Source organism: Paenibacillus sp. FSL L8-0663, from assembly GCF_038008125.1.
Lineage (GTDB): Bacteria > Bacillota > Bacilli > Paenibacillales > Paenibacillaceae > Paenibacillus > Paenibacillus polymyxa_D.
Genome location: NZ_JBBOYM010000001.1, coordinates 517,028 through 541,888, shown reverse-complemented (window position 1 = coordinate 541,888; position 24,861 = coordinate 517,028). Strand labels below are relative to the sequence as shown.

The 24,861-nt window shown below is 47.7% G+C and carries 20 protein-coding genes, 1 tRNA gene and 1 pseudogene; 11 read left to right on the top strand and 11 right to left on the bottom strand.

Features of this window, described 5'->3' with window-relative positions:
- Window positions 1-227: 227 nt before the first annotated feature.
- The gene (locus MKY75_RS02385; RefSeq protein ID WP_340884201.1) at window positions 228-1,220 is read left to right on the top strand and encodes a YiiG family protein; all 993 of its coding nucleotides are present in this window, start codon (window positions 228-230) and stop codon (window positions 1,218-1,220) included.
- 225 nt (window positions 1,221-1,445) lie between these two features.
- A pseudogene (locus tag MKY75_RS02380) lies at window positions 1,446-1,634 on the top strand (tyrosine-type recombinase/integrase); the annotation flags it as partial.
- A 93-nt stretch (window positions 1,635-1,727) separates the two neighbouring features.
- Here the strand turns inward: MKY75_RS02380 and MKY75_RS02375 are convergent.
- Both MKY75_RS02375 and MKY75_RS02370 read right to left on the bottom strand, forming a co-directional pair.
- Window positions 1,728-1,799, bottom strand: a tRNA-Thr gene (locus MKY75_RS02375).
- A gap of 73 nt (window positions 1,800-1,872) precedes the next feature.
- Window positions 1,873-2,220 (bottom strand): MTH1187 family thiamine-binding protein, encoded by a 348-nt coding sequence (locus tag MKY75_RS02370; protein WP_340884198.1) that lies wholly within the window; start codon window positions 2,218-2,220, stop codon window positions 1,873-1,875.
- A 526-nt stretch (window positions 2,221-2,746) separates the two neighbouring features.
- Between MKY75_RS02370 and MKY75_RS02365 the strand changes: the two genes are divergently transcribed.
- The 3 genes from MKY75_RS02365 (at window position 2,747) to MKY75_RS02355 (ending at window position 8,028) form a co-directional block, all read left to right on the top strand.
- Entirely contained in the window at window positions 2,747-5,080 is a 2,334-nt protein-coding gene (locus MKY75_RS02365; protein ID WP_029517884.1) for a ribonucleoside-diphosphate reductase subunit alpha, read from the top strand.
- A 20-nt stretch (window positions 5,081-5,100) separates the two neighbouring features.
- Window positions 5,101-6,132 (top strand): ribonucleotide-diphosphate reductase subunit beta, encoded by a 1,032-nt coding sequence (locus MKY75_RS02360; RefSeq protein ID WP_029517885.1) that lies wholly within the window; start codon window positions 5,101-5,103, stop codon window positions 6,130-6,132.
- A 168-nt stretch (window positions 6,133-6,300) separates the two neighbouring features.
- Entirely contained in the window at window positions 6,301-8,028 is a 1,728-nt protein-coding gene (locus MKY75_RS02355; protein WP_445671520.1) for a methyl-accepting chemotaxis protein, read from the top strand.
- A gap of 184 nt (window positions 8,029-8,212) precedes the next feature.
- Here MKY75_RS02355 and MKY75_RS02350 read toward each other — a convergent pair whose 3' ends face one another.
- Window positions 8,213-9,049 (bottom strand): HAD hydrolase-like protein, encoded by an 837-nt coding sequence (locus MKY75_RS02350; protein ID WP_029517887.1) that lies wholly within the window; start codon window positions 9,047-9,049, stop codon window positions 8,213-8,215.
- 170 nt (window positions 9,050-9,219) lie between these two features.
- Here MKY75_RS02350 and MKY75_RS02345 point away from each other — a divergent pair, with 170 nt between their 5' ends.
- Entirely contained in the window at window positions 9,220-9,714 is a 495-nt protein-coding gene (locus MKY75_RS02345) for a hypothetical protein (RefSeq protein ID WP_340884195.1), read from the top strand.
- Here the strand turns inward: MKY75_RS02345 and MKY75_RS02340 are convergent.
- Both MKY75_RS02340 and MKY75_RS02335 read right to left on the bottom strand, forming a co-directional pair.
- Window positions 9,698-11,416, bottom strand: coding sequence for an NAD(P)H-hydrate dehydratase (locus MKY75_RS02340; RefSeq protein ID WP_340884192.1), 1,719 nt, complete (start codon window positions 11,414-11,416; stop codon window positions 9,698-9,700). The two genes, MKY75_RS02345 and MKY75_RS02340, sit on opposite strands and share 17 nt — an antisense overlap.
- Window positions 11,417-11,449: 33 nt before the next feature.
- Entirely contained in the window at window positions 11,450-12,082 is a 633-nt protein-coding gene (locus MKY75_RS02335; RefSeq protein ID WP_340884190.1) for an NAD(P)-dependent oxidoreductase, read from the bottom strand.
- Between the two features lie 274 nt (window positions 12,083-12,356).
- Here MKY75_RS02335 and MKY75_RS02330 point away from each other — a divergent pair, with 274 nt between their 5' ends.
- Window positions 12,357-13,322: a hypothetical protein gene (locus MKY75_RS02330; RefSeq protein WP_340884189.1), complete on the top strand. Its 966-nt coding sequence runs from the start codon at window positions 12,357-12,359 to the stop codon at window positions 13,320-13,322.
- 270 nt (window positions 13,323-13,592) lie between these two features.
- A complete protein-coding gene (locus MKY75_RS02325) occupies window positions 13,593-14,549 on the top strand; it encodes an ArsR/SmtB family transcription factor (protein WP_039270301.1) in 957 nt (318 codons plus the stop codon).
- Window positions 14,550-14,667: 118 nt separating this feature from the next.
- Here MKY75_RS02325 and MKY75_RS02320 read toward each other — a convergent pair whose 3' ends face one another.
- The 4 genes from MKY75_RS02320 to MKY75_RS02305 form a co-directional block, all read right to left on the bottom strand.
- Window positions 14,668-15,720, bottom strand: a complete 1,053-nt coding sequence (locus tag MKY75_RS02320) for a lactonase family protein (protein ID WP_340884187.1) — start codon at window positions 15,718-15,720, stop codon at window positions 14,668-14,670.
- Window positions 15,721-15,939: 219 nt separating this feature from the next.
- On the bottom strand, window positions 15,940-17,142 hold the full coding sequence (locus MKY75_RS02315) for an MFS transporter (protein ID WP_029514730.1): 1,203 nt from the start codon (window positions 17,140-17,142) through the stop codon (window positions 15,940-15,942).
- A 213-nt stretch (window positions 17,143-17,355) separates the two neighbouring features.
- Window positions 17,356-17,874: a GyrI-like domain-containing protein gene (locus MKY75_RS02310; RefSeq protein ID WP_165148002.1), complete on the bottom strand. Its 519-nt coding sequence runs from the start codon at window positions 17,872-17,874 to the stop codon at window positions 17,356-17,358.
- A gap of 38 nt (window positions 17,875-17,912) precedes the next feature.
- A complete protein-coding gene (locus MKY75_RS02305; protein WP_340884184.1) occupies window positions 17,913-18,683 on the bottom strand; it encodes an AAA family ATPase in 771 nt (256 codons plus the stop codon).
- A gap of 212 nt (window positions 18,684-18,895) precedes the next feature.
- Between MKY75_RS02305 and mprF the strand changes: the two genes are divergently transcribed.
- The gene (gene mprF / locus MKY75_RS02300) at window positions 18,896-21,538 is read left to right on the top strand and encodes a bifunctional lysylphosphatidylglycerol flippase/synthetase MprF (protein ID WP_029514728.1); all 2,643 of its coding nucleotides are present in this window, start codon (window positions 18,896-18,898) and stop codon (window positions 21,536-21,538) included.
- Between the two features lie 105 nt (window positions 21,539-21,643).
- Here mprF and MKY75_RS02295 read toward each other — a convergent pair whose 3' ends face one another.
- The gene (locus MKY75_RS02295; protein ID WP_165147993.1) at window positions 21,644-22,270 is read right to left on the bottom strand and encodes a nitroreductase family protein; all 627 of its coding nucleotides are present in this window, start codon (window positions 22,268-22,270) and stop codon (window positions 21,644-21,646) included.
- A 236-nt stretch (window positions 22,271-22,506) separates the two neighbouring features.
- Here MKY75_RS02295 and MKY75_RS02290 point away from each other — a divergent pair, with 236 nt between their 5' ends.
- Window positions 22,507-22,983 (top strand): disulfide oxidoreductase, encoded by a 477-nt coding sequence (locus tag MKY75_RS02290; protein ID WP_039270297.1) that lies wholly within the window; start codon window positions 22,507-22,509, stop codon window positions 22,981-22,983.
- Between the two features lie 167 nt (window positions 22,984-23,150).
- Window positions 23,151-23,648, top strand: a complete 498-nt coding sequence (locus MKY75_RS02285) for a CcdC family protein (protein ID WP_029514725.1) — start codon at window positions 23,151-23,153, stop codon at window positions 23,646-23,648.
- 331 nt (window positions 23,649-23,979) lie between these two features.
- Here the strand turns inward: MKY75_RS02285 and map are convergent, their stop codons facing one another.
- Window positions 23,980-24,726, bottom strand: coding sequence for a type I methionyl aminopeptidase (gene map, locus MKY75_RS02280; protein WP_013308498.1), 747 nt, complete (start codon window positions 24,724-24,726; stop codon window positions 23,980-23,982).
- Window positions 24,727-24,861 lie beyond the last annotated feature (135 nt).

Below are 24,861 nucleotides of genomic sequence, written 5' to 3'. Positions count from 1 at the left end.
GGCAGAGCAATCGTCAACAACAAAGAACTTTATAAAATTATGCTACTCAAGTCTCAAGACCTATTCACCAAATAAATTTAAAATTGAATAGATTGTTTTACAATTAACATTGGTATGCGGCGAAGAGGGACTTTAATCGCCCGGAAAAGGTCAGTTGTTCTCTCTCCTATTCAGACATCTTACAAAAGAAGAGCACGTTAAATTACTCAGTCGGGGGAATCACTATTTTGAGAAAGCTATCATTCTTTATTTCCATTATTATGTTGGGTGCAATGTTGTCCGCTTGTTCTGCCATTACATCCACCGTGGATCAAGCGACTGCAGGCGTTACGTCCGGCGAGAGCAAAGAAATCGAAAAATACAATGCGTATGTGAGGCTGAATAACTTGATGACAGGCAGAATCAATGAGGTTCTGGTTCATTATTTCGAGAAGTTCGGAGTGGATACACAGCCTGTAATCGAGAAGAACTTCAGCTTCATCATGCTCGGCGTTGCTGAAACTGAGCGGGAAGTTATTGATAAAGCGAACGGCTATACCGCAAGCCAACCTGCTTTTGCGAACGCAGATCCCGTAGTGATCAAACTGACACCGGTCATCAATGATCTGTTGTCCGTCCTGGACGAGATGAAAGCCTACTATGATACAAAAGGCTACGTGGATGATGACTTCGCAAAAGGAAAACAGCTGCATACCAAGCTGGTAAGTGCCAATCTCGCTTACGAGACTGTCTCCAAACAATACTTCACGGCTATGCAAAAATTGGGTAACGAGCAGCGTCTGGCTGAACTGCAAAAACTCAAAGATTCAGACCAGCAGATCAGGTATGATGCCTTGAAGTTCATGATAGATGCCGAGGCTACGGCCATTGAAATGGATGAGCAGGGTATCACCGCCGACAATGTGCTGCAGCTTGATATGACGAAGTTTAAAGCCAAATACGACATTATGACCGCAGATCTAAGTGCGCTCATGACAATCTCAAAAGATAAGAATCGAGTTCAAAAAGAAGGGATTAACAGCTTCAGTATCAGGAACTATGTTGATTCAGCCACTGAGGCAAAAGCGGCTGCTTCGAAAATTATTGAACGCATCAATAAGAAGGAACCTGTATCTGATTCTGACCTGAACGGCCAGTTCCTGAACACTACGGATGGCACACCTGAGAATTTCAATTATAAGCTAAGCAAGGCAATCGAACGATATAATGAAATAAATTAAGCGTATCTAACGATAGGGGCTGCGAAAACAAATACGGAGTTCCGGTAACGAACAAGCTCTGCCAACCATAAGGTTAGCAGAGCTTTTGCTTTAAAATCCTCCAATGGTAACTTGAGGGTGAATGCTATGATGGTGGTTAAAAGCTTATCCGGCACATTAACAATAAGATTTAAATGCTGCTTTAATTTCTGAAACCGCATAATCCTGAAAGTGTAAAAATAACCAACCTTACTTCTCAAAGCTGGTAATCATCCGAAGATCGTTCAAGAGCGACTTGGACATTCGTCTATCAATGTAACTCTGGATACCTATTCACATGTTCTTCCGAATCTCCAAGAAGCGGTGTTAAAAAACATTGGCGATTCAATCACAGGAGAGAGCATTAGCACCGAAGAACCCACTTTATTAGACTAAAGGGTAGAAAAATGGTAGAAGAATCCTCAGTTCAATAAAAAAGCGCGACCTCCAAAAAGCTTGGAAGCCGCGCTGTGCTTGAGTTTTATAGAATGCTGGTGAAGGGAATTGAACCCCCGGCCTACGCATTACGAGTGCGTTGCTCTACCCCTGAGCTACACCAGCAGGTCAGTGTAACTGACAACAAAAACTATTATACTCTTAGTTACATAAAAATCAATCACTTACATCAACTTTTTCAACTAGGATTTGGATTTAGTTCGGTAACATTTCCTGTCGCGGTGCCAGATAGTTTCTCTGCGACGGAACGGAGCTTTTGGTGACTGGAGGAAGGTTTGTCACGGCGATCATCAATTTTGACCGAGGTGGAAACACGCTTCGCTCCTGACAGGAATGGTGCTTCGTGCAGCGCAGCAATGGCGGTGAATACATCGTCCAACGAACCTTCAAGTATCGTACTCATGGAGGTAAGCTCATAGGTAATTCCTTTTTGCGTCTTCAACACTTTTTGCATCTGAGCAACGTAGTCGCTCAGGCTTGTACTCCCCGTTCCAATCGGGATCACTGTCACTTCTGCAATAGCCATCGCCAGGTTCCTCCCTAAAATTAAAATCGTCGCTTCTTTAAAAATCTAAAATTTCAGTCCGATAGAGCGAGCAGCCTTATTTCACAAAAAAAGTTCATATGTATGCTGCTTGTTTCTGTAGGAAACATCTTTATCATTCATTGTACCGTTCAAACTGTCTCAATTCAAATACAGCCCGCGACTTCTCTGTATATTTTGATTTTCCATTCCTTTTCCTTTACGTATGGCTTCGAATGTTGCTATAATACTCCTTGCACTTATTTGAAATTTTAAGTTTTTACACACAATATGTTGGGTTAAATATTCATAACACGTCTAAATATAGTGATGTAGCCGATAAATCGTACGGGAACCATCTTTTCCCCCTTCATTGGCAGGTACATCGCTATTTCTATGTTATTGGATTACATACAGCCCCCAAATGCTGTCTGACCATCGCTTTTTTCGCCATTATCTTCTCATCATGATCATTTTCATGCCTATTCCCAAGTATGATTCCAAATCAGGAAAGCGAGGAATTAATCCTATGCCACAACTCGTAACCAAACCAAACAATCGCCAGTTGGCTTTTGACGAAATACGCATCTCCGTATATGCCGACCGTGTACTCAGCGGACTGGACAAGCTGGATAAGGATCGACTCATTCGCGGTGTAACTAGCAAGCTGCGCCGGGACGAAGTCACGGGGGATGACATTAGCAACGCGTTTGCAATGGCTGCCCTTGAATTGGTTAGTAAGGAAGAACCGGACTGGAAATTTGCCGCTGCACGTGCTTTGCTCACTTCCTTGTATAAAAAAGCGGCTACTCACCGCCGTTACAAATCCTATGCGGACGAGCCTTACGGCGCTTTTTATCCACTGATCACTGATTTGGTCCAAAAAGGAATTTACCGTCAAGAACTGCTCGACTACTATACCAAGGAGCAGATTGATGAGTTGGGCGATTCCATTTTGCCGAAAAATGACCTGTTGTTCGATTATATCGGGCTGTTAACACTGTCTGAGCGCTATTTGGCCAACGATTTTGACGGACGCGTAATGGAACTGCCTCAAGAACGCTACATGATCATCGCGATGTACCTGATGCACCAAGAGCCTGCCGACAAGCGGATGGAGCTGGTCAAAGAAGCGTACTGGGCGATGAGCAACATGTACATGACAGCAGCTACACCAACTATGTCCAATGCCGGAAAAAAGGTGGCCGGACAGCTCTCCAGCTGCTTTATCGACACCGTAGACGACTCGTTGGAAGGTATTTTCGACTCCAATACGGATGTAGCCCGTCTTAGCAAAATGGGCGGCGGCATCGGCGTATACCTTGGTAAAGTACGGGCGCGTGGCTCCGATATCCGTGGACATAAAAATACAAGTTCCGGCGTCATTCCGTGGATTCGCCAGTTGAACAATACAGCTGTTAGCGTAGACCAATTGGGTACTCGCAAAGGTGCAATTGCCGTATATCTGGACGTATTCCATAAGGATATCCTCGCATTCCTTGACCTGAAGCTGAACAACGGTGACGAGCGGATGCGTGCACATGACGTGTTCCATGGCGTATGTCTGCCCGATCTGTTCATGGAGCGGGTCGAAGCACGGGGCGAATGGAATCTGTTCTGTCCGCATGAAGTGAAGAAAGTAATGGGCTGGAAAGATGACAACGGTCGTCCACTGGGACTGGAAGATTTTTATGATGAAACCTTCGGTTCAGGTACCTTCCGCGAGAAATACGAAGAGGCGTCGCAGCATCCGATTCTCTCTCGTATTACGGTGCCTGCTATCGACATCATGAAGCGCCTGATGAAGTCACAACTGGAAACAGGTACACCTTACATGTTCTACCGTGATACGGTAAACCGCGCCAACCCGAACCGTGCCCATGGTATGGTGTATTCCTCCAACCTGTGTACGGAAATTATGCAAAACCAATCTGCAACTGTAGTGGAAAAAGAAGAATTGGTCACAAAGGACGGACAAACACGCATCGTTATTTCCAAAATTCCTGGCGACTTTGTGGTGTGCAACCTGAACTCCATCCATCTGGCTCGTGCGGTTCCGGCAGGTGTGCTGGATCGCCTCGTGCCGATTCAGGTACGTATGCTGGATAATGTTATTGATATCAACAACATTGAAGTACTGCAAGCACAATATACGAACAGCCAATATCGCGCTGTCGGTCTGGGTACATTCGGACTGCATCATCTACTCGCACTGGAAGGTATCCGTTGGGAATCCGATGAAGCGGTAACCTATAACGATCATTTGTATGAAAAGATTAACTACCTGGCCGTCAAATCCAGCATGGAGCTAGCGAAAGAAAAAGGCCGTTATGCCAAATTCGAGGGCTCTGACTGGTCTACCGGGCACTATTTCACTTCCCGTGGCTATACAGACGGTACACGCGAAGGCAAATTTGTCACTACCTCCGAGTGGAGTGAGCTTGCAGAAGAAGTCCAACAAAACGGTGTCCGCAACGCATGGCTGTTCGCCATCGCGCCTAACGGTTCCACGTCTATTATTGCAGGCTCTACCGCCAGCATTGATCCATTGTATGAGCTGCTTTCCTATGAAGAGAAAACAACTTACAAGATTGCTAACCCTGCACCGGACTTGAACGAAAAAACCATCTGGTACTACAAGACGGCTTTCTTGCTGGATCAACACGCTTCGATCAACATGGCTTCTGCACGTCAGCGTCATATTGACCAGGGCCAAAGCTTTAACCTGTATGTACGGCCTGATATTAAAGCAACTGAATTTTTAGAGCTGCACATCCATGCCTGGAAATCAGGTATGAAATCGACCTATTATGTACGCAGCCGCGCACTGACGATTGAAGAATGTGATAGCTGCGCATCCTAAACTAAAGGAGAGAAGCTCTCATGCAGTTACAGAAGATTTTTAACACGGAAGCGCCAAATCGCTCTACCCGTATTATTGAAGGCGAAAGCTCCGGTATTTTGAATTGGAACGATATTCGGATGCCGCATATGTACAAATTGTATAAAGTGCTGCTGCTGAACCACTGGATTCCAGATGAAATTCCGATGTCCAAGGACGCGTCCCAGTTCCCTGTGCTGGATGCCGAAGAACAGCGCACCTTCAAAATTAACATCGGCCTGCTGGCTGTACTGGATTCGATGCAAACGATGTTTGTCGGGGATGTAAAACGCTATTTTACCGACTCGTCACTGGAAGCTATTTCAGCGATTATCGGGCAGCAGGAAGTGGTGCATAACCAGTCCTACTCCTACGTTCTGTCTTCTTTGGTGTCAGATCAGGAACAGAAGGAAATTTTTGAATACTGGAAAAACGATCCTGTCCTGCTGGAGCGTAACACATTCATCTCGGACATTTACCAGGAGTTCCGCGATGAGCAGAACCCGCAAACCTTTTTCCAAGCGATGGTAGCCGATTTGATTCTGGAAGGCATTTTCTTTTATAGTACGTTTGCTTTCTTCTACAATTTGGCCCGTGATCAGAAAATGATGGCAACCAGCCAAATGATCTCGTATATTCAGCGTGATGAAAATCAGCATTGCTACTTCTTTGCCGAAGTGTTTAAGCAGCTGTTGTCTGATTTCCCTGAGCTGAATACCAAGGAAAATACGGACTATGTCTATCGTATGATTGACCGCGCTGTGGAGCTGGAAACGAATTGGGCGCATTATACGCTCAAAGAGGTTCGCGGCATCGACCTGAACGAGCTGAGCGATTACATCAAATACATGGCAAATATGCGCCTGAGATTGCTTGGTATGGACAAAGCGTACGAAGGCGTAGATGTAAACTGTATGCCTTGGATCAAACCATTCTCAGATGAAGCGCTGAATGCGACAAAAACGGACTTCTTTGAAGCAAAATCACGCAATTATGGCAAGGTCGGAGATGACAACGGATTTGACGATTTGTAAGTCATAAGATACAGCCTTAGCTCGGTACTTACCGGGCTAAGGCTTTTTTCATGAGAATTTACGCAAATACGCAAAAAAATCATGAAACATCTGAATAACTATTCATATTTTCCTATTTGTAAAAAAACATAGTAAGGAGCATATTATGAAAAGAATCGTTAAAAAAGAATGGGATTACAATCCAAACTCTACTTCATCTTGCTCATTCCTTTAATAGTGATTGGCGTCATTGTTCTGTGGACGACCAATCAATCTATCCAGAATGCTTCTCTATCAACCATGCAGCTAAATAATGAAACGCTGGCAAAGAACACGGCCCAGTTATTGGACAAATCCGCAGTCAAGAGCTTAAATACGGATTCATCGGAGCAAAGTAGCGAGTATAAACAACTTCGTAACGAGTTAAATACGCTCAGGCTGCAAACTGGAATCCTGTACATCTATATGTACAACCGTGTGGGCAATGAGTGGAAAATTACGGTAGATGGAGCCGCATGGGACGACAAAGACTACAGTCCATTCGGAACTCCTGTAAGTTTTACCCTTAAAGAAACGGAAGAGAAAATGAAACAAGGGGAAACAGTGACTACAGATATTACAACGGACCCTGAGTGGGGGACGATGTTTTCCTCCTTTACTCCCATTAAGGATACAGATGGAACCATCATTAGTTATTTGGGAATCGATAGATCCCTGTCCTCTGTGACTGAAGTATACGAACATACCCTGCCCGAGGCCTACCGATTAGTTATTCCTGTTATCTCCATCATTCTGATCATCTCCATTACGGCTATGATGCTGGTAACCCGGCGGATACTGCGTCAGGTGAGATTTATTAAAAATACACTGGAGCAAGTAGCCGACGGCAACCTTACGGTTACATCGTCGCAAGTAACATATGATCAGTTAGGCGAAATCAGCGGATTGACGAACAAAATGGTGGAAGCCATGTCGAATATGATTGTGGATATTCAAAGCAGTTCAAGTACACTCCAGCATGCTTCGAAGAATATCGTCGTGACAACGGAGGGGACACTCCATCAGACTGAGGAACTGTCCCGTACGCTCCAGCAAATTGCCGATGTCTCTATTAACCAAGCAGAACAAGCGGTGGAATCAGTTCAACAATCTGACCGATTAGGACAAACGCTGGATGAAGTCGGAAGCCATGTGCAGCAATTCACGGATACAGCCCATCATCTCAATGAGGTTCGCAATCAGGTAGCCAGTGAGCATGAACTGTTATTAGAAAAAGGACGAGAAAGCGCCCTGCGTATCAAGCAGATGCAACGCATGTCCCACGCGTTAACCGAAAAATCCCGCGAGGCAGCTAACATCGGTCAACAGGTACAGGGCATCGTAAAGCAGACGCAGATTTTGTCCTTCAATGCATCTATTGAAGCCTCACGTGCAGGCGAAGCTGGCAAGGGTTTTTCTGTGGTCGCTCATGAAATGGGGCAACTTGCCCAACAATCCGCCATATCGATTCGTGAAATCGACGAAATCTTAAGCAGCTTTGTTGAGCAAATTGAGCAAATGGGTGATCAATTTGATGAAAACATAAAGACCGTCAATGAACAAGAAACCCAAATTTCAGCATGTCTACAGTCTGTTGACAAAGTCACCCAGGTTTCACGGGAAGTTGAGGAGTTAGCTGCACATCTGGCTCAGTTGACGGCAGAGATGCAAGAGGTACGTCACAGCGTAGATCAACATTTAAATCACACAGCCAGCGCGGCACAGCAGACTGCCGGAATGACAGAAGATGTATCAGCAAGCGCTCAGAAACAGGCCCTAGCGGTAAAAGAACTATCCGAAGTAGCCCGCAATCTCACCACACTATCAAACAATCTGCAGCGTCATGCCGACCAGTTCCGGGTAAAAAACGCTGAATAGTAAATATGATGTTGGATTCGATTCAACTAAACAAAAAGAAGTAAACTAAAATGGAGCATTCGCTAACGTAGCGAATGCTCCATTATTATGTTTTGAAAGCCGAGCAGAGTTCACCTTTATCCGAGTAGGTGCATACATATAACCTAGAAGTGTGTATTCAAGCAACCCAGAATCATACCCGTTCTTATGATGGAGGTAGCGCCGCTGTTTTCACCTGTTTTGTATAAGAAGGATAGCCTCCCGTATGCTGGAGCATTTCGATTTCACGCAAAATACGCGGCAAGTCAGCGACTGAGTTCATCACGATGTGGGCTCCTGCTCTTTTCAAACCATATACACTCTGTCTGCGCCGTTCCTCAGCCACTCTGTCTTCCGCTTCATGGCTGGTCGTTTGAGCTACGGTCGTTACGCTTTCGTTATGGTTCAAGACACCAATCGTCCATACACCGGCGTTCCGTCCTTCTTGCATATCGGCTGCTGTATCTCCTACTTTCACAATATCGCTCAGCGGAAATACCTGCAAGCGATGTGCAATTTCATAGATCATCCACGGATAAGGTCTCCCCTGCGAAACTTCACAAGGGGCAACCATACAATCCAGCGTATAGGGTGACTGCGCAGGCGTAAATACGTGACTGAGCATCTCCATTGGACAGGATGCAGTGGCACCTGACTGAATGCGACGATCCTGCAACTCCTGCAGCGCCCTATCTATACCGATAGCAGGCTCAGCCCCTTGGATCAAGGAGCGGAGAACAGGGACAAGCTCAAGATAAATATGCTCAATATCCACTCTGCCAGGATGCGCACCAAAGCACTCCAACCATTTTTTCCGAACCTCTGAAAGTCCCAGCACATTCGCAATATGATCCCGGATCGGCATTCCTCGCCCATGAGATACCTGTTCTTCAGTTACCTGTATACCTTTCCATCTGAAAATATCACGCATTCCCTGGGTTAAGCCTCGTCCTCCGGGGTCTAACAATGTACTTTCGAGATTAAAAATAACCGCCTGTATCATGCAATCCCCGCCTTTCCGTACCGCGGCTATCCGCAATCTTTATTTTGCTTAGGAACATGATACACAGCTAACGTAAACTGAAATGTCGTAAACGGTAAGCGGATTGTAATTGAAAATAAATTCCTTGATTGGTTGTGAATACCGAGTGTGATCAGAGGAGGAGTCGCAACATGAGACAGCCTTGGAATGAATTTAATTCCAAAATGCCTTGGCGGATGGAGCTTGGTTGTTATGCGCTGAATAAACTGGCCTGTGGAGGATTGGTTTTTGGTCTCTTATGGGTCTACTGCTATCTGACAGAGGAAGTAATAGGGGTTCCTCTGACTATAGCAGGCAATAGTGGTGAACTGACCGCGCAGCTGTGGGCCTATGGTTTTGCCCTTCCTGCCGCTCTTGCCGCTGATGCGCTATGCGATCTTTTACCCTGGCTTCGCAAGCCCGAGCAGCTCACCCTATACCTCGCTGCAGGATTCAGTGTCTTTCTCCTGCTAGGTTCTTTGATGTCGCCTGCCGGAACGGGCATTTCATGGAGCAACGGCATAGCAGGTGCAGGGATTACACTGCTGTATTATGGAGGAAGGCACTGGCTGAACCGTGAATATGGATTACAGATCATGCTGGCCTTCCTCCTGCCACTGCTGCTATGGCCTATAGGGCTTCAATAATGTCGCCAGCGATCACAGAGGCAGGATGCTGGCGATGACGTGCGGCTGTTTCTCCAGCCGCACCATGCAAATACACGCCAAAAGCTGCTGCCTGCGAAGCACTCAGGCCCTGAGCCAGCAAACCTGCGATGATGCCTGTTAGCACATCGCCCGCACCGCCTGTCGCCATCCCAGCATGGCCTGTGGTATTGACGTAGGCCGTTCCATCGGGACAAGCGATGACCGTGCGCGCTCCTTTGAGCACCAGCGTGACCCCACGTGTTCGGGCGTACTCCCGGGCATGGGTGATACGGTCACGCTGCACCTCTGCTGTCGGTATGCCCAGCAGACGAGCCATTTCACCGGGGTGCGGCCTCAGTACGACCGCCGCACTTCTCGGCTTCCAAGCCTCCAGCTCAGGCCCCGCCGAGGCGAGGATGTTCAAGGCGTCCGCATCAAGCACAAGCGGACCGCCGTATTCCTCCCACAGGCGGCGCAGCCAGCCGGTGTCCCCTGCAAAGCGGCCGAGGCCGGGGCCGACGGCCAGCACATCACGTGCCTGCGCGAGCTGTAGCAGCTCGTCTGCGGAGTCGGCGTTCCATTCGCCGTCTCCGCCTGCTACTGCGGCAGCGAGCATCAGTTCCGGCGCGGCGCCAATGACGCGCGGCAACAACGCCTCGGGCACCGCCCACGTGACAAGGCCGCTGCCGATGCGCAGGGCGGCACGTGCGGCCAGCAAGCCCGCGCCGCTCATGCGCAGGCTTCCAGCCGCGACAAGAACGTGGCCGTAGGTGCCCTTGTGTCCGTCCGGCACGCGGCTGCGGCTTACATCCACGTCCAGCGCAGCGCGCAGCGTGTCACGGGTCAAGAGCCGCAGCTGCACGCCGCACTCACGGGCAAGGTCGGGTGGAATACCGATGTAGCGTACCACCACATCGCCTGCGGTCCCGGCACCCGGATATTGGACGAGCCCACGCTTCAAGTAAGCGAGGCATACGGTGACGCGCGCACGAATGCACGGCTCGTGCAGCGCACCCGTGTCGGCGTCGAGGCCGCTAGGCACATCTACCGACACGAGCGGCGCGCCGCTGGCATTGGCCTCGCGGATCAGCGAGGCGTAGGGTTCGCGCGGCGGGCCTTGCGTGCCCGTGCCCAGCAGGGCATCGACGATGCCGGAGGCGCCGCGCAGGTCGAGGGTATCCCGGCCATAGAGGATCACCGGGATACCCAGAGCCGCGATGATATCGCGCTGCGCAGCCGCTTCACCGCGCAGCGTGTCTGGCGGCTCGACGTACACAACGGTGACGCGCAGCCCTGCATCGGTCAGATGACGGGCTGCCACCAGTCCGTCACCACCGTTGTTGCCTTTACCTATGAGGATATACCAGTGTTCTCGTTCCCGTAAGCCATGTCGTCCTTGACTCCACGTCTCTGTCCGTATAACACCGCCATGTCCCGGTATATCCCCCGGCCCTGTGTGTGTAACCTCTTCTGTCCACTGCGATCCCAACACTTCAGCACGATCAATCCCACGTGTTAGATCAGCAGTGCCTACTGAGAAGCCGCCGCTATTGCTCTTCCCACTTCTTTCGGCACATAGCTTCAACACCTCGTCAGCTACCGCGCGCCCGGCATTTTCCATCAAGGTAAGGGCAGGAATACCCAGTGTGTCAATTGTATAGCGATCCAATCCTCGCATTTCTTCGGCGGTCACCATATACATGCTTTTCGCCTCCCGTATGACTATCCCTGATTATTAATATCCAACCGTAAAACGGGAATTGACAAATTCCCCTTCTACTAACTCATCAATCAGGGCGACCGCATAATCTTCGACAGAGATACGGCTATGGCCTAATTCGTCAACCACCAAATGATCCAAACCAATACGGAACTGTCCTGTACGTTTTCCCGATTCAATCATTCCGGCAGGACTACAATAGGTCCAGTCTACATCCGCAGCGCGGTACAGCTCTAGTGCATCTGCATGGGCAGCCGCCAGTGGCTTAACTTCCTCTGGAAACTCGGCGGTATCCATGAGGCGTTCACCGTTTTCTGTTTTCAAGCTTCCCGCTCCGCCCACAACAAGTATGCGCTGCGCGCCGGAACGCCGGGTTCCTTCCAGCAAAGAACGAGTCGCTTCGAGCAGTTCTTCCTCTTCTCCAAACTTGGGACCGTATGCGCTAATGATAGCATCGTGCCCTTTGGCCACATCCGTAACAGAATTTGGATTCAGAATATCCGCTTGAACCACTGTCAAATATTCACTTTGCTCTGTCATACGTTGCGGATCGCGCACCGCCGCCGTCACCTCATACTTACGCTTGATAGCTTCCTTTACTAACGCTTTGCCGATTGTTCCTGTTGCCCCGAAAATAATAACCTTCATATTCACTGCCTTCTTCCTGTCTATAATTTACTTACTGTTATTTATCCGTTTTATCTCCAGCTTAAACCCGTGCAGGATATCGATTTGATGTCTCATGATGTTCTGTTGCATTTTCTATATTTTTATTCATGCCGAATCTCCTCTTCCTGCTTGTAATCTTGTCTATTTTACCAAAAAATACTTCATATATCCTGGTCAAAGGTATACAAGCCCTTGAAATGCCTGTGTAGTCTGTGCAATAGTGTAGAAAGAACAATGGAAGGAGGGATTGCGGGTGTCCCCGACGGACTTCGCGGCGTTAGTCGCATATATCTCACCCGGTCTGATCGCCTTCCTGCTGGCGTTGTCTTTGCTGGTATGGCTGTATGTTCACAGTGCAGCCCAGCTTCGAAATTCGCGTCAGCAGCGGCTGGAAGAATTACAGGAATCGCTGCGTATCTATGGACGATTAGCTGGTTGTCTCCAAACCACTACCCAGAACGGGTTCAATAACAGCGAAAAGCAGTACCAGAACGGACTCATCCACGCTCTCCAGGAAGCCAAAGCTGCTCCCTATTTGACCCCTCACCTTCAAGAGCAGGTCCAAGCATCCCTTCGGGAGTGTGATGCGTTCCGCAGAGAATTGCTTCTCAAGTCACTGGAGCGTGAAATGAACAAACTTATTGAGGAACGGCGTCTTGTTCTGCTGGAATCTCATGCTCCGGGCTGGGGAACAGCATTGTGGAAGCTATTGCGTCCAGCAGCTGGTCCGCTGGCACTGGCAGGAATCGTCTGGTTGGTCACAAGGCTGGTTGTGGAACTGACAGCCTCCAGCCATGTTGATGTTAGTCTGCCCGACACTGCACAATCTGCCTCATGGCTCAAAGGGTATGCATGGATGAGATTCGTTTCAGGCCTGATCGCCCTACTGTATGTATATCGGCTGATGACCCTGCGCAGGCAAAATGATCTGGACGTGACGGCATCCCATTTTCCAACAAGCCTGTTGTGCTTGGTAATCGCCGCTGTCGCCCTGTTTCAATGGATCGGACCCGAAGCGTCTCCCTACATACTGGCTGTTCAGCTTGTGCTGTTCTTGATCGGCTTCCGACTTACCCGAGGCCGCTCTCGCAGTGATCGTCCTTATGTTGGTCATCCCGGCTTGATCAAGGCAGATGCTTCTCAACATCAGGATTTACGCGCAGCAGATAAAGATAAAACGGCTGACTCTTCTTTGGCAGAAGAACATATCCGATCCTAAACACCAATCGACATGCCTGTACCCGTATCCTGCCTGCAAATCACATACCATCACAGGACATCCCAACAACAAAGAAAGAGTTTATGGGGTGTCCTGTTTTTTGAACAATTTTTGGATTTTTGTGGGGTTAGGCTTGTGCCAATGATCAAGGAAAGGGTATATTGTTTATATAAATGTAAATCATATCGTTTTTTATGTATTATTATTGATAAAAATCCATATATGTTAAACTACCATCAATTTATGATGTGCGTTAGAATTGGAGGAACTATGCAACTGGACATTTCTGAAAAATCACTTCCCGTTTATGAGGCGCTGGCCAGTGAGGTTCGGCTAAACATGATTGTTCTGCTTGCGGAGAAGCCTATGAATATACGTGAGCTGGCGGAAGCTTTGGGGCTCAGCAGTGCGATTATGACGATGCATGTCAAGAAACTGGAGAGAGCGTCCATTATTTCGACCAAAATGCTGCCCGGACGAGGCGGGGTACAGAAAGTGTGCTCACTGGCAACAGACAAAATTGAAATCGCCATGCCACGCTATCAGCAGGATGTACGGCAATTCCATCAGACAGAGATTTCCGTCGGACACTTTACAGATTTTGAAATACAGGCGACCTGCGGACTGGCTACCGTCGAAAAGATCATTGGTGAATTCGATGAGCCTCGTTCGTTCTTGGACCCTGAGCGCTTCAATTCCAAAATTCTATGGTTCAGCCAAGGATATATGGATTATAAGGTGCCGAATTTCCTACTGTCCAGCCAAAAAGCTGAGGAACTGGAAATTTCGATGGAACTATCATCCGAGGCCCCTTTTACCAATGATAATTGGCCTTCAGATATCACTTTTTTCCTAAATGATGTGAATTTGGGTACATGGACCAGCCCAGGGGATTTCGGGGATAACCGTGGTAAATACACACCTGCATGGTGGCCTGATTTTATCAATCAATATGGTCTCCTCAAAAGACTTCGCGTTACCTCCGAGGGTACCTTTATGGATGGGAAGCAAATTTCTGACGTGACTTTAAGCCAAGTGCTGATTGATCAGAAACAATGGAAATTCCGTATTGCCATATTGGATGATGCCCAGCATGTGGGAGGGGTTACTCTGTTCGGCACCGGATTCGGTAACTACAATCAGGACATCTTGTTCCGTTTGTACTACAAACATGCAGAAAATCATACCAAAACAGTAACGGTAGAAGCTGGCGATAGCAGCAAATAGTTTTAGTCCACTTCAAGACCTGAACACGGCGTTTTGCCCATGCCTTTCATGGGAAACAAAGCGCCGTGTTTTATTTTTCATTCACTTATATCGTACTCTTTTGCCACGTGCTATCCGATTAGCGTACAGGTTCAATACACACAGGTGAAGGAACCTCCAGCACATATCCCGTTCGGGTCAGCCTTCCATCCTCACTATGGATGGCAAAGGATACGAGGTTGTTTCCATCCTGATTCGCCACTACCAGATAACCGGACAGGATGTTGAAGTTACGCGGTGTGCTGCCGAAGGTTTCCACCCATTCAACCGTCTTCAGCTTGCCGCTGTCCAGATCGACATGGTATAGCACGATGCTGTCATGGCCGCGGTTTGACACATACAAAAAGCGTCCACAGGGCGTAATCCGAATATCGGCTGCTGTATTATCTACATTTATAAAGCCTTCTGGCAGTGTGGACAGGCTTTGCAGCAATGTAAGCTCACCATTACGTTCGTTATAACTAAACACAGCGACGGTATTGTTCAACTCATTGGCGACAAAAGCATATGGACGCGAAGGATGAAAAACCAGATGACGCGGTCCAGAACCAGGTGGCAAATCTGTCTCACGATGGGTCACCAGTTTGCCATCCTCTGTCAAACGGTATACCACAATCTGATCCAGCCCCAGATCACATATCAGGGCATACTGTCCTGAAGGATCTGGAATAATCGAATGCGGATGTGCGGCATCCTGACGGTCCTGGCGAATACCTGAGCCGGTATGCTGAACTTGCCCCGACATGTCTCCTAATCCTCCAGCTTCCGTCACAGGGAACACAACGGCATTTCCGCCTGAATAGTTGGAAGCCAGCACATATCGTCCATCGGTTGTTACGGAAACATAGCAAGTATGTGCTCCCTCTGTCCCTTTGCGATCCAAAGGATGTAATTCCCCCGTCTGGGTATTCACCTGATACGCATACAGCTCGCCTCCTTCTGTTTCACTGGCAGCATACAGCTTTGTCCCATCCGGGTGTAGCGCGAGAAAAGAAGGCCTCTCCATCCCTTCCACACCTCCAACCATGCGCAGATCACCATGGGTCACATTCAAAGCACATACATATATTCCTTTTTCCTGACGAGACGCATAAGTCCCTGTATAGAATAACTGCTCATTCCGCTCTTCCATCGGATCTCAGCTCCTTCTAGCTTTTTTTACATATGATCTGGCTTTTAGCTCTACTATTTGTCTTGTTGTAAAACCATCATGCATTATTACCCAAGATTCTGTCGTTTCATTAACGTTTCGCAATGTATGCAAAAAAATAGCCTCCTTCGGCGCCATCTGTGGTTCATAAGAACGTCACAGTTCACACCAAAAGAGACTAAATTTACGACAAGAACAACATTAAACCGCTGTGGTTTGCGTATCTCTGCTATTCCATTTTACAGCCAGCCCCAAACTAAGGATGAGAATGACTGCCCCAAAAATGTATGGCAAATTGATATGCACATCGAACAATTTGCCCGCAAGCGCAGGCCCCAGAATATTACCAATACTCATATAAGCATTGTTCATGCCGGCTGCAACTCCCTGCTCATCCCCCGCCATTTTGGATAAAGCAGTATTAATGGCTGGCCGCAGCAACGACGTAGCGGTAAAGAAGATAAGCGATACCCCGAGTACATAATAAAAGTTGCCGGAGAGCAGCATAAGCACAAGGGAAATCGCTGAAAACAGAAAGGAACCGATAATGACACCTTTTTCGCCAAAACGATTCAACATCGGGCTAATGACCACAGCTTGAATCACGGTTCCGACCAGTGCTCCTACGGTAATAATGATAGCAATATCACGCTCATTGTAATGAAACTTGCCCGTCACGAAGAAAGGAAACATCGTTTCAAAATGCGTCAATCCAAAGGTTAGCGTGAATATCATAATCAGCAGCATAAAGTAAGGCTTGCGGAAAGAAAGGGCAAACTGTTTAATCACATTATCCCGTTTGGCCTTGACATTCCGAAACTTCAACTGTTTCTCCAGCGACAAGGTTTCGGGCAGCATAATCAAGGAAATCAGTGCAGCTACGCCCGATACGGCCGCCGAAACATATAAGGGCGTACGAATCGAGATATCTGCCAGCAAGCCGCCTACACCAGGACCGATCACAAAGCCAAGAGACATGGCGGCACCCAACAACCCCATTCCTCTACCGCGATTGTGGACCGTTGTAATATCAGCAATATAGGCCATCATCGGAGGAATCATAAAAGCTGCTCCTGCACCTCCCAGCAAACGGGAGATATACAGTATAGTTAACGATTCCCCAATCGCAAACAATACAGAAGACGCCGTCATGATTACCAAACCGATAATAATCATTTTTTTACGTCCATATTTATCGGACCATTCTCCCGCTAATGGCGAAAACAGGAATTGGGTTAAGCCAAACACGGCAACCAAATAACCACCCGTTTCACCACTGCCTCCCAAGGAGCTCATAAACTTGGGAAGGATCGGAATAATGAGGCCAATCCCCAGCATGGCAATAAACATATTAATCATCAAAATGACCAGCGGCCCCATTTTCAACTGTTGTGAATCTGACATGTAGCGTTTTGTCCTCCTCAGGTTCTTTATTTCGTATACGAAAATCTTATTTTGTAACCATTCCAGCAAAACTCTTCATTATATTAATAGAGTGTGAGACAAATAACAATCATAAAATACTTCCGATAACCCTGAATCTTTCCTTTGGCAAAACAGCAAAAAGGAACAACCTGAATAGACGATGTTGTCCCTCTCATAGCGATTCATAACCCTTTATTTTTGTACAATAGCAATTGCAATATCATAATCAAATTGCTGAATTTCTGCGGATGGAATATCAAAAGGATTCACGGGCTTAAGCCGATTCGACTCGATCCAATATGCCCCCTCCGTAGTATTACGCTCATAACCATTACGCTCCATCCAAGTAAACAGGTCATCATAAATGGTGTTCAGTCGTTCACGATCTCCCTGAAAACGGGTGACCGCATATTCCCCCTCAGGTATCTCAATGCGTTCAAGGCTATCCGGTATTTCGTTCCAAGAGGACACTTTAACGCCCACCTTGACCGCCATGCTTCCTTTCTCCTGAGCAACTGTCCATTGGGGAGTTAACACATAGCCCGTATCTACGTCCAGACGACCAGGGTGAATCTCTGGAACAGACTGTTGCACCCATTGCCACTGCTTCCGCACCTCATCACCCAGCTCCGCAAAAGGGGCCTGTGCGGTCAGAGCCACCACCTTAAAAGCAGGTAATCGTCGAATGTCCACAATGAGACTTGAATTCATCCTGTTTCCTCCTCATCAAGCGGATGCTACTCTGGTCCCTACGATTCCTGTTGTGGATCTTCGAATAGCTCCTGTATCATCTTTTCCCTGTTATTCAGAAATTGTTTCGTAATGATAAAATGATCGGTTTCCTCCAGCGTCCGGGTGTCGATCCCTTCATGTGTCAGATGATACAAGATGGAATCTGGATAAGCCATCAAAATAGGGGAATGAGTAGAAATGATAAACTGTGAGCCCTGCTGCACCAGCTCGTGAATCCGTGCAAGCATGGCCATCTGGCGCAAAGGCGATAATGCAGCTTCCGGTTCATCCAAAATATACAATCCTTGCCCTCCAAACCGATGCACAAAGGCAGCAAAAAAAGACTCGCCATGCGACTGCTCATGCAGCGATTTACCCCCGTAGGAATCTCGAATCGGTCGCCCTCCTCCTTCTCGGTCCAGCTCGTCGATGTGAGTCGCCACATTATAGTAGCTCTCCGCCCGGAAAAAGAAGCCATCCCTTGGCTTTTCTACCCCTCTCACCAGCCGGATATGCTCATACAGTGAGGAATGCGTGGCTTGTGTAGAAAAATTGAAATTTTTAGTACCTCCCTCTGGATTAAATCCCCACGCGACCGCGATTGCCTCCATAAGCGTCGATTTACCTACGCCATTTTCTCCAATAATATAGGTGACGGAAGGATGAAATTTGAGTTCGTTCCACTGGTGTAAGGCTTTTAAGTTAAACGGATATTGGCTCTTGTCCGCATCTGGAGGCCATATCAGCTCCAGGCGACGTATAAAAAGATTACGGTCCCATATACTCATATCCAAATCAGCTCCATTGCCAAGCAATTCACTAGGTTTTCCATCATTATATTGGAATTATTTACAGCAATCAATCTGAAATCCCATTTCGTAACCCTTCTGTTGTTATTGAAGCGATTATTACAGGTATAATATATAGTAATGTTCATCGGGTATGAAATCTAAGCACCTCATTCCGTGTATATCTCATTCTTTTCCAAGCAGGTGAATCTATGAAATCTAATCACAAACCGATTCAATCTTTTAAAATCGTACAGTTCATAATGACCATCTACAGGCAGCGATTGACACGTATTTTGCTACCGTTGGCTGTACTGGCTTTTATTATATGGGAGGCCGGACGAGAACTAAAAGACTTTAATCTGGCGCGTATGCTTCATGAGCTGCGGCGAATGGATGCCACCTTTCTCATCGAGATTGGCTTGTTCTCACTGGTTGCTGTGGCGGCTATGAGTGCATATGATTACGTAATCAGACATCATTTCAAGCTTCAGGTCAAGCCTGGAACAACATTTCGCTACGCCTGGATCTCCAATACCTTTAATAATGTCTTTGGTTTTGCAGGCTTTACAGGAGCGGGACTTCGCACAGTACTGTATAAGAAAAGCGGTGTGCCGTTGGGTGTCATCACCTCTGCGGTCGTGTTTCTTTCGCCAGTCGTCATTACCGGACTATCTTTGCTGGCTTGGGGAGCCATTGTTCATCTGTATCCGGTACAGCCTGTACTGGATGCTCACCCGTGGCTTCATTGGGCGCTGTGGGGAATGGCATTGTACCTACCGCTATTCCTGATCATGCAGCGCTCCAAACGGTACTCCACATGGTTCAACAAGGGAGAAGGACAGCTTTCCTGGTCCACCATCTCCGCTTCCATCAGTGCTTCCCTGCTGGAATGGCTGCTGGCTGGCCTTACCTTTGCATGGATCGGCTCGCACTTGCTCCATGAACTGCCGATGCATGCTGTGTTCGGTATTTATGTAATAGCCGCGATTGCCGGGTTAATCAGTCTTGCACCCGGAGGGGTCGGGGCATTCGACATCATTGCCCTGCTCGGGCTGCAAATGGCGGGAGCCAACTCAGATCGGGCACTGGCTGTCCTACTGGTCTTTCGCGTCTTTTATTACATCATCCCGTGGCTCATCGGCTTGGTATTAGCCGCGCTGGAAATGATTCCGCGTAACGAGCGCCTGAATCAGCTAGCTGAGACAGGTTGGGATTACTCCCTTAATGCCTGGCAGAAGGTATGGGGCTGGCCTGGTCAATTCCGGTTTTTGGCCGATCTAGGGGTATGGGCGCTTGGTAAGCTGGTACTCATCTCCGGCGTGGTGCTTCTTTTGTCGGCAGCTACGCCCGGTCTGTTATATCGGCTTCGTTTTGCTGAGCATTTGCTCAGCCTGCCCGTCATGCGCTTGTCGCATGAAATCTCGGTCATCATCGGAATTATGCTTGTCGTTCTGTCCCATGGAATCTCTCTGCGGATTCGCAGAGCATTACGACTGACATTGATACTGCTTCTGACAGGAGCTATTTTCACCTTCACTAAAGGTCTGGATTTTGAAGAAGCTTTATTCCTACTGTTTGTGGCGTTAATGCTATGGATTTCGCGTTCGCGGTTTTATCGGGTCAGTGCGCCGCTGAATCGGCACAACATTTTAATATGGGGTGGATTATCTCTACTCGTAACCGGGGCTTATTTTATCATTGGGGCAGGCTCCAACACTCCCTTTATGCGCCATTTGCATGCCAAGGTCCATCTAGACTTTTTTATGAACCGCAGCGATTACGGAGTTACCGCCGTGTTTAGTCTGATTTTGGCATGGGTATTCCTGACGGTATATTTCTTTCTTCGACCTCAGCGTAGCATCGCTAATCTACCCGACGAGCAGGAGCTGGATAAGCTAAAAGAATTTTTGGAACGGCAGGGTGGTAATCTCGTCTCTCATATGCTTTTTCTGGGCGATAAATATCTGTATTGGACCAAAAATGAACAGGTTGTCATTCCCTATGCTCGTAGCCGGGACAAACTGATTGTATTAGGTGATCCACTCGGTCCAAAAGAACGTGTGAGTGAAGCCATTCAGGAATTTCAGCGGTTCGCAGATCGGTATGCGTTAACGGCTGTATTTTATCAGGCCTCGCCGGAGTATTTGTCCATCTATCACGAGAACGGCTATCGCTTTTTCAAACTGGGCGAGGAAGCACTGGTGCCGTTGGAATCATTTACACTGACGGGCAAAAGCAATCAAGCGCTACGCAGCGCCAAAAACCGTTTTGACCGCGAGGGCTACTCGTTCGAAATCATCCAACCGCCTCTAGAGGCGTCACTGATTGAGGAGATTCGTCAGGTTTCGAATATTTGGCTGGATGGGCGCAAGGAGAAGGGATATTCACTCGGCTGGTTCAAAGAACCCTATCTTCAGTTGGCTCCGATTGCATTGCTAAAGGACTCTGAAGGGAAGGTCATCGCTTTCGCTACGATGGCCCCTGCCTATGATCATGGACGGACGGTCTCCATTGACCTGATGCGCCACTTGTCTGACACGCCAAATGGCACGATGGATTATTTATTCACACGGGTCATTGAGTGGGCCAAGGAGAGTGGGTATACGACATTTAATCTGGGAATGGCACCGCTGTCCCAGGTAGGGCAAAGCGAAAAGGCATTGCGCGAGGAAAAGCTGGCCCGACTCGTTTTCCAATATGGGGGACATTTTTACGGCTTTCAGGGGCTGCGGCGCTTTAAGGATAAGTTCAAGCCGCAATGGGAGCCGCGCTATCTGGCCTATCCAGCTTCTGTCTTTCTACCGATCCTGACGCTGGAGCTGGTATATCTCGTGTCCAAACGCTCGGACTAAACAAAGGGCTGACAACAGGACTTTAATAGTCTAACACGACGTAAAAAAGGGTGTTCCCCAACCACGAACGGTTGCTGGAACACCCTTTTATATTCACAAATCTTCTTAGAAGCTGCCTTTTACAACAACTTCAGAGAGTGGAAAACGTCCTGATGGACGTGCTGGCACTTGTGCCTTACCTACACTAATAAGCAGGGTTGGCAGGTAACGTGCTGGAATATTGAATTGCTCGATCAACTGTGCTGGAATGAAACCGCCCATTGCGCAAGTGTCGTAGCCCAGAGATTTAGCAGCCAACATAATATTTTGTGCTGCAAGAGCAGAGTTCAGGATGGCTGCATCGCGAGCTACTTGCGGGTTTTGGTACGCGCCGTTGATTTGACCTACCAATGCGTCACGGATTTCCGCTGGCAGTGCGCCTGCTTCTACCGCTTGATCATAAATGACGGTGTTACGGTTCGCTTCCAAATCACCCAATACGGCAATCGTAACGGAACTTTCCGCTACTTGACCCTGATTGTAGGCGATAGGCAGCAATTTTTGCTTGTCCGCTTCGCTTTCGATAACAAGGAATTTCCAATGTTGAAGGTTCCAAGCGGAAGGAGCTTCTACCGCCGCAGTCAAAATAGCCTCCAAATCTTCCTCTGGCAATTTAAAATCCTTAACATAGCTCTTTACCGCGTGTCTTTCACTAATCGTAGATAGGGTTTCATTTTTTGGACTACTCGACATTCTGGGCACACTCCTAATTTCTTATGATATATATCTAACTTGAATCCTCATTAACTTCCCAAACTACTGCAATTATAAAAATGATAGTTAGTCATGTCAATATGTTTAAGTATGACCCTGCACTCAAAATACAGTACAATACGGATAAAGACATACATATCGGCAGATGCCTGCCGATGGGACAAGACATAATGAGTTCATTTTGTTCTCATTTGAATTAAAAAAGGAGCGTTACTATGATTGGATCGTTTAAAAAAACAGATATTGCTTTGTTTGCCGCCTGGGTTGTAGCTTGTGTGGCAACTTTGGGCAGTCTGTATCTCAGCGAGATTTTGGGGTATGAGCCTTGTAAGCTATGCTGGTTTCAGCGCATTCTGATGTATCCCCTGACCCTTCTACTCGGGATCGCCTATTTTCGAGGGGATTCGGGGATACGCCGTTATGTCATGCCGTTGGCTATCATTGGAGGTGCGATTTCGGCCTATCATTTTACCATTCAGCGCATCCATGCAGCTGCCAAGGCAGCTACGCAAACTTCAACTTCCTGCGGCAGAGTATCCTGTGAACAGGATTACCTAAACTGGTTCGATTTCATCACCATTCCTTTTCTCGCACTAATCGCCTTTATCCTTATTATTGTAGCCATGGGTTATATCATGCGAAAGGAGAAAAAATCAGCTCAGGGAGAGGTACAAGCAACAGAACTCGCATAAGTATGAAAGAGACCCAATTATAGGGCCAGTGTTATCACCAAGAGGCGTATAATCCGCTTGCCGGGGGAGAGACTGTAACTAAATATATCCATTGCATATGTGGTATAATGTGAAAGGTTTGCAGTCTGTCCAATAACGCTTATATTCCTTATAGAGGGGGCCAGTCCATGTTTCATATTAGCACCCCATTGCTGCAATATGGCGCAACCTTCGGTATGATCTTAATCGCTATATCGGCTATTTTCATCCGTATGAAGACAGGTCATCGCCCGATTAATGCCAAAAAAATCATCATCCCTCCGCTCGGCATGAGCACCGGTTTTATGATGTTCGTGGTGCCGGAAGTACGGGTTCCCTGGCTTTGGGCGCTGGGCGCCTTTCTGGTCGGCTGGTTTATTTTTTCTTACCCGTTGATCCGCAGCACCAAATTTGAGTTGCAAGAAGGGCTGGTTTTCGTGCAACGCTCACGTACCTTCTTCTTTATCCTATTCAGCCTGCTGATCGTCCGATTGCTACTGCATGAATTTATTCAGCATTACATTACCATTCCGCAGACAGCAGGGCTATTTTTCATCCTAGCCTTCGGCACCTTGTTACACTGGCGGCTCCGTATGTATTTTCAATATCGTCAATTCGTTCCGGACGAGACAGAAGTCCGCATCTGACCAACGGTTTTTTAACATGCATGCTCGCATGTTGCTGTATAGACCAAAAAGACACGTTCTCCCAGCCAGGAGGCCGTGCCTTTTTGGTCTTTTCGTCTTTTTAGTCTATCAGGTCTACATTAAGCATTCACGAAACAAGGAAGTATTCGATTAAGCCCCTCTGACTTTGCAATGTACAGCATCCGTTCTGCCTGCTCATGCCTGCGACTGGAACGGATATGCAGCGAATGCTTATAGAAAAAGAGACTGCCTCTGGACAGCCCCTTTTCTGTAATATGTCCAGACCATTCACCACGGTAGTCTGTATGCTTGCGGTGGATGCCTGCTTTTATTATTGCTGGGTCAAAATGATCGGACCCTCTGCTGTAATGGCCAGCGTATGCTCGTATTGCGCAGACAAGCCGCCGTCCAACGTGCGTGCGGTCCAGCCGTCCGCATCAATTTTACTGCGGTATGTGCCTGTGTTGAGCATTGGCTCAATTGTAATGACCATACCCTCTTTTAAGCGTGGTCCACGGTGCGGAGGTCCGTAATGTGGAACCTGCGGTTGCTCATGCATCTCTTCTCCGATGCCGTGCCCAATAAATTCGCGTACGACCGAGAAGCCTTCCGCTTCCGCGTAGGTTTGTATCGCATGGGAAATATCACCGATCCGGTTACCGATAACGGCTTGCTCAATCCCTTTATACAGCGATTCCTTGGTAACATCCAGCAGCTTTTGCGCCTGCTCAGACACATTACCCACCGCATACGACCAAGCGGAATCTGCCAGCCAGCCATTCAGGTTCACAACCATGTCGATCGTCACGATGTCCCCGTCCTTCAACGGTGTCTTATTCGGAAAGCCGTGGCAAATCACATCGTTAGGTGAGCCACAAGTTGCAAACTGGTAGCCGTTATAGCCCTTTTGCTCCGGTGTTGCGCCATGCTTCTTCATAAAGGATTCCGCAAAGGCGTCAATTTCCAGTGTCGTAATGCCCGGCTTGATCATTTTGGCAATTTCCCGGTGGCAAGCAGCCAAAATGTCTCCAGCCTTTTTCATATTTTCAATTTGTTCTTTGGTTTTAATGATAATCATTAAACGGTCTCCTTCTTTTCCGTGTTCGTTCCACTTTTCACTGCTTCTTTTTTCTACTTCTATTGTAACGCTAAAAGCAGCGAAATGGAACCGATGTCAACTGATACCGTTTACAATGATCTTAAACGGGGTATA

Coding starts and splice junctions, on each gene's coding strand:
- MKY75_RS02325 (WP_039270301.1), top strand. CDS start 13,593: ATGCAACTGGACATTTCTGAAAAATCACTTCCCGTTTATGAGGCGCTG.
- MKY75_RS02365 (WP_029517884.1), top strand. CDS start 2,747: ATGCCACAACTCGTAACCAAACCAAACAATCGCCAGTTGGCTTTTGAC.
- MKY75_RS02345 (WP_340884195.1), top strand. CDS start 9,220: ATGAGACAGCCTTGGAATGAATTTAATTCCAAAATGCCTTGGCGGATG.
- MKY75_RS02290 (WP_039270297.1), top strand. CDS start 22,507: ATGATTGGATCGTTTAAAAAAACAGATATTGCTTTGTTTGCCGCCTGG.
- MKY75_RS02355 (WP_445671520.1), top strand. CDS start 6,301: ATGGGATTACAATCCAAACTCTACTTCATCTTGCTCATTCCTTTAATA.
- MKY75_RS02340 (WP_340884192.1), bottom strand. CDS start 11,416: ATGTATATGGTGACCGCCGAAGAAATGCGAGGATTGGATCGCTATACA.
- MKY75_RS02295 (WP_165147993.1), bottom strand. CDS start 22,270: ATGTCGAGTAGTCCAAAAAATGAAACCCTATCTACGATTAGTGAAAGA.
- MKY75_RS02360 (WP_029517885.1), top strand. CDS start 5,101: ATGCAGTTACAGAAGATTTTTAACACGGAAGCGCCAAATCGCTCTACC.
- mprF (WP_029514728.1), top strand. CDS start 18,896: ATGAAATCTAATCACAAACCGATTCAATCTTTTAAAATCGTACAGTTC.
- MKY75_RS02320 (WP_340884187.1), bottom strand. CDS start 15,720: ATGGAAGAGCGGAATGAGCAGTTATTCTATACAGGGACTTATGCGTCT.
- map (WP_013308498.1), bottom strand. CDS start 24,726: ATGATTATCATTAAAACCAAAGAACAAATTGAAAATATGAAAAAGGCT.
- MKY75_RS02310 (WP_165148002.1), bottom strand. CDS start 17,874: ATGAATTCAAGTCTCATTGTGGACATTCGACGATTACCTGCTTTTAAG.
- MKY75_RS02285 (WP_029514725.1), top strand. CDS start 23,151: ATGTTTCATATTAGCACCCCATTGCTGCAATATGGCGCAACCTTCGGT.
- MKY75_RS02305 (WP_340884184.1), bottom strand. CDS start 18,683: ATGAGTATATGGGACCGTAATCTTTTTATACGTCGCCTGGAGCTGATA.
- MKY75_RS02370 (WP_340884198.1), bottom strand. CDS start 2,220: ATGGCTATTGCAGAAGTGACAGTGATCCCGATTGGAACGGGGAGTACA.
- MKY75_RS02350 (WP_029517887.1), bottom strand. CDS start 9,049: ATGATACAGGCGGTTATTTTTAATCTCGAAAGTACATTGTTAGACCCC.
- MKY75_RS02335 (WP_340884190.1), bottom strand. CDS start 12,082: ATGAAGGTTATTATTTTCGGGGCAACAGGAACAATCGGCAAAGCGTTA.
- MKY75_RS02315 (WP_029514730.1), bottom strand. CDS start 17,142: ATGTCAGATTCACAACAGTTGAAAATGGGGCCGCTGGTCATTTTGATG.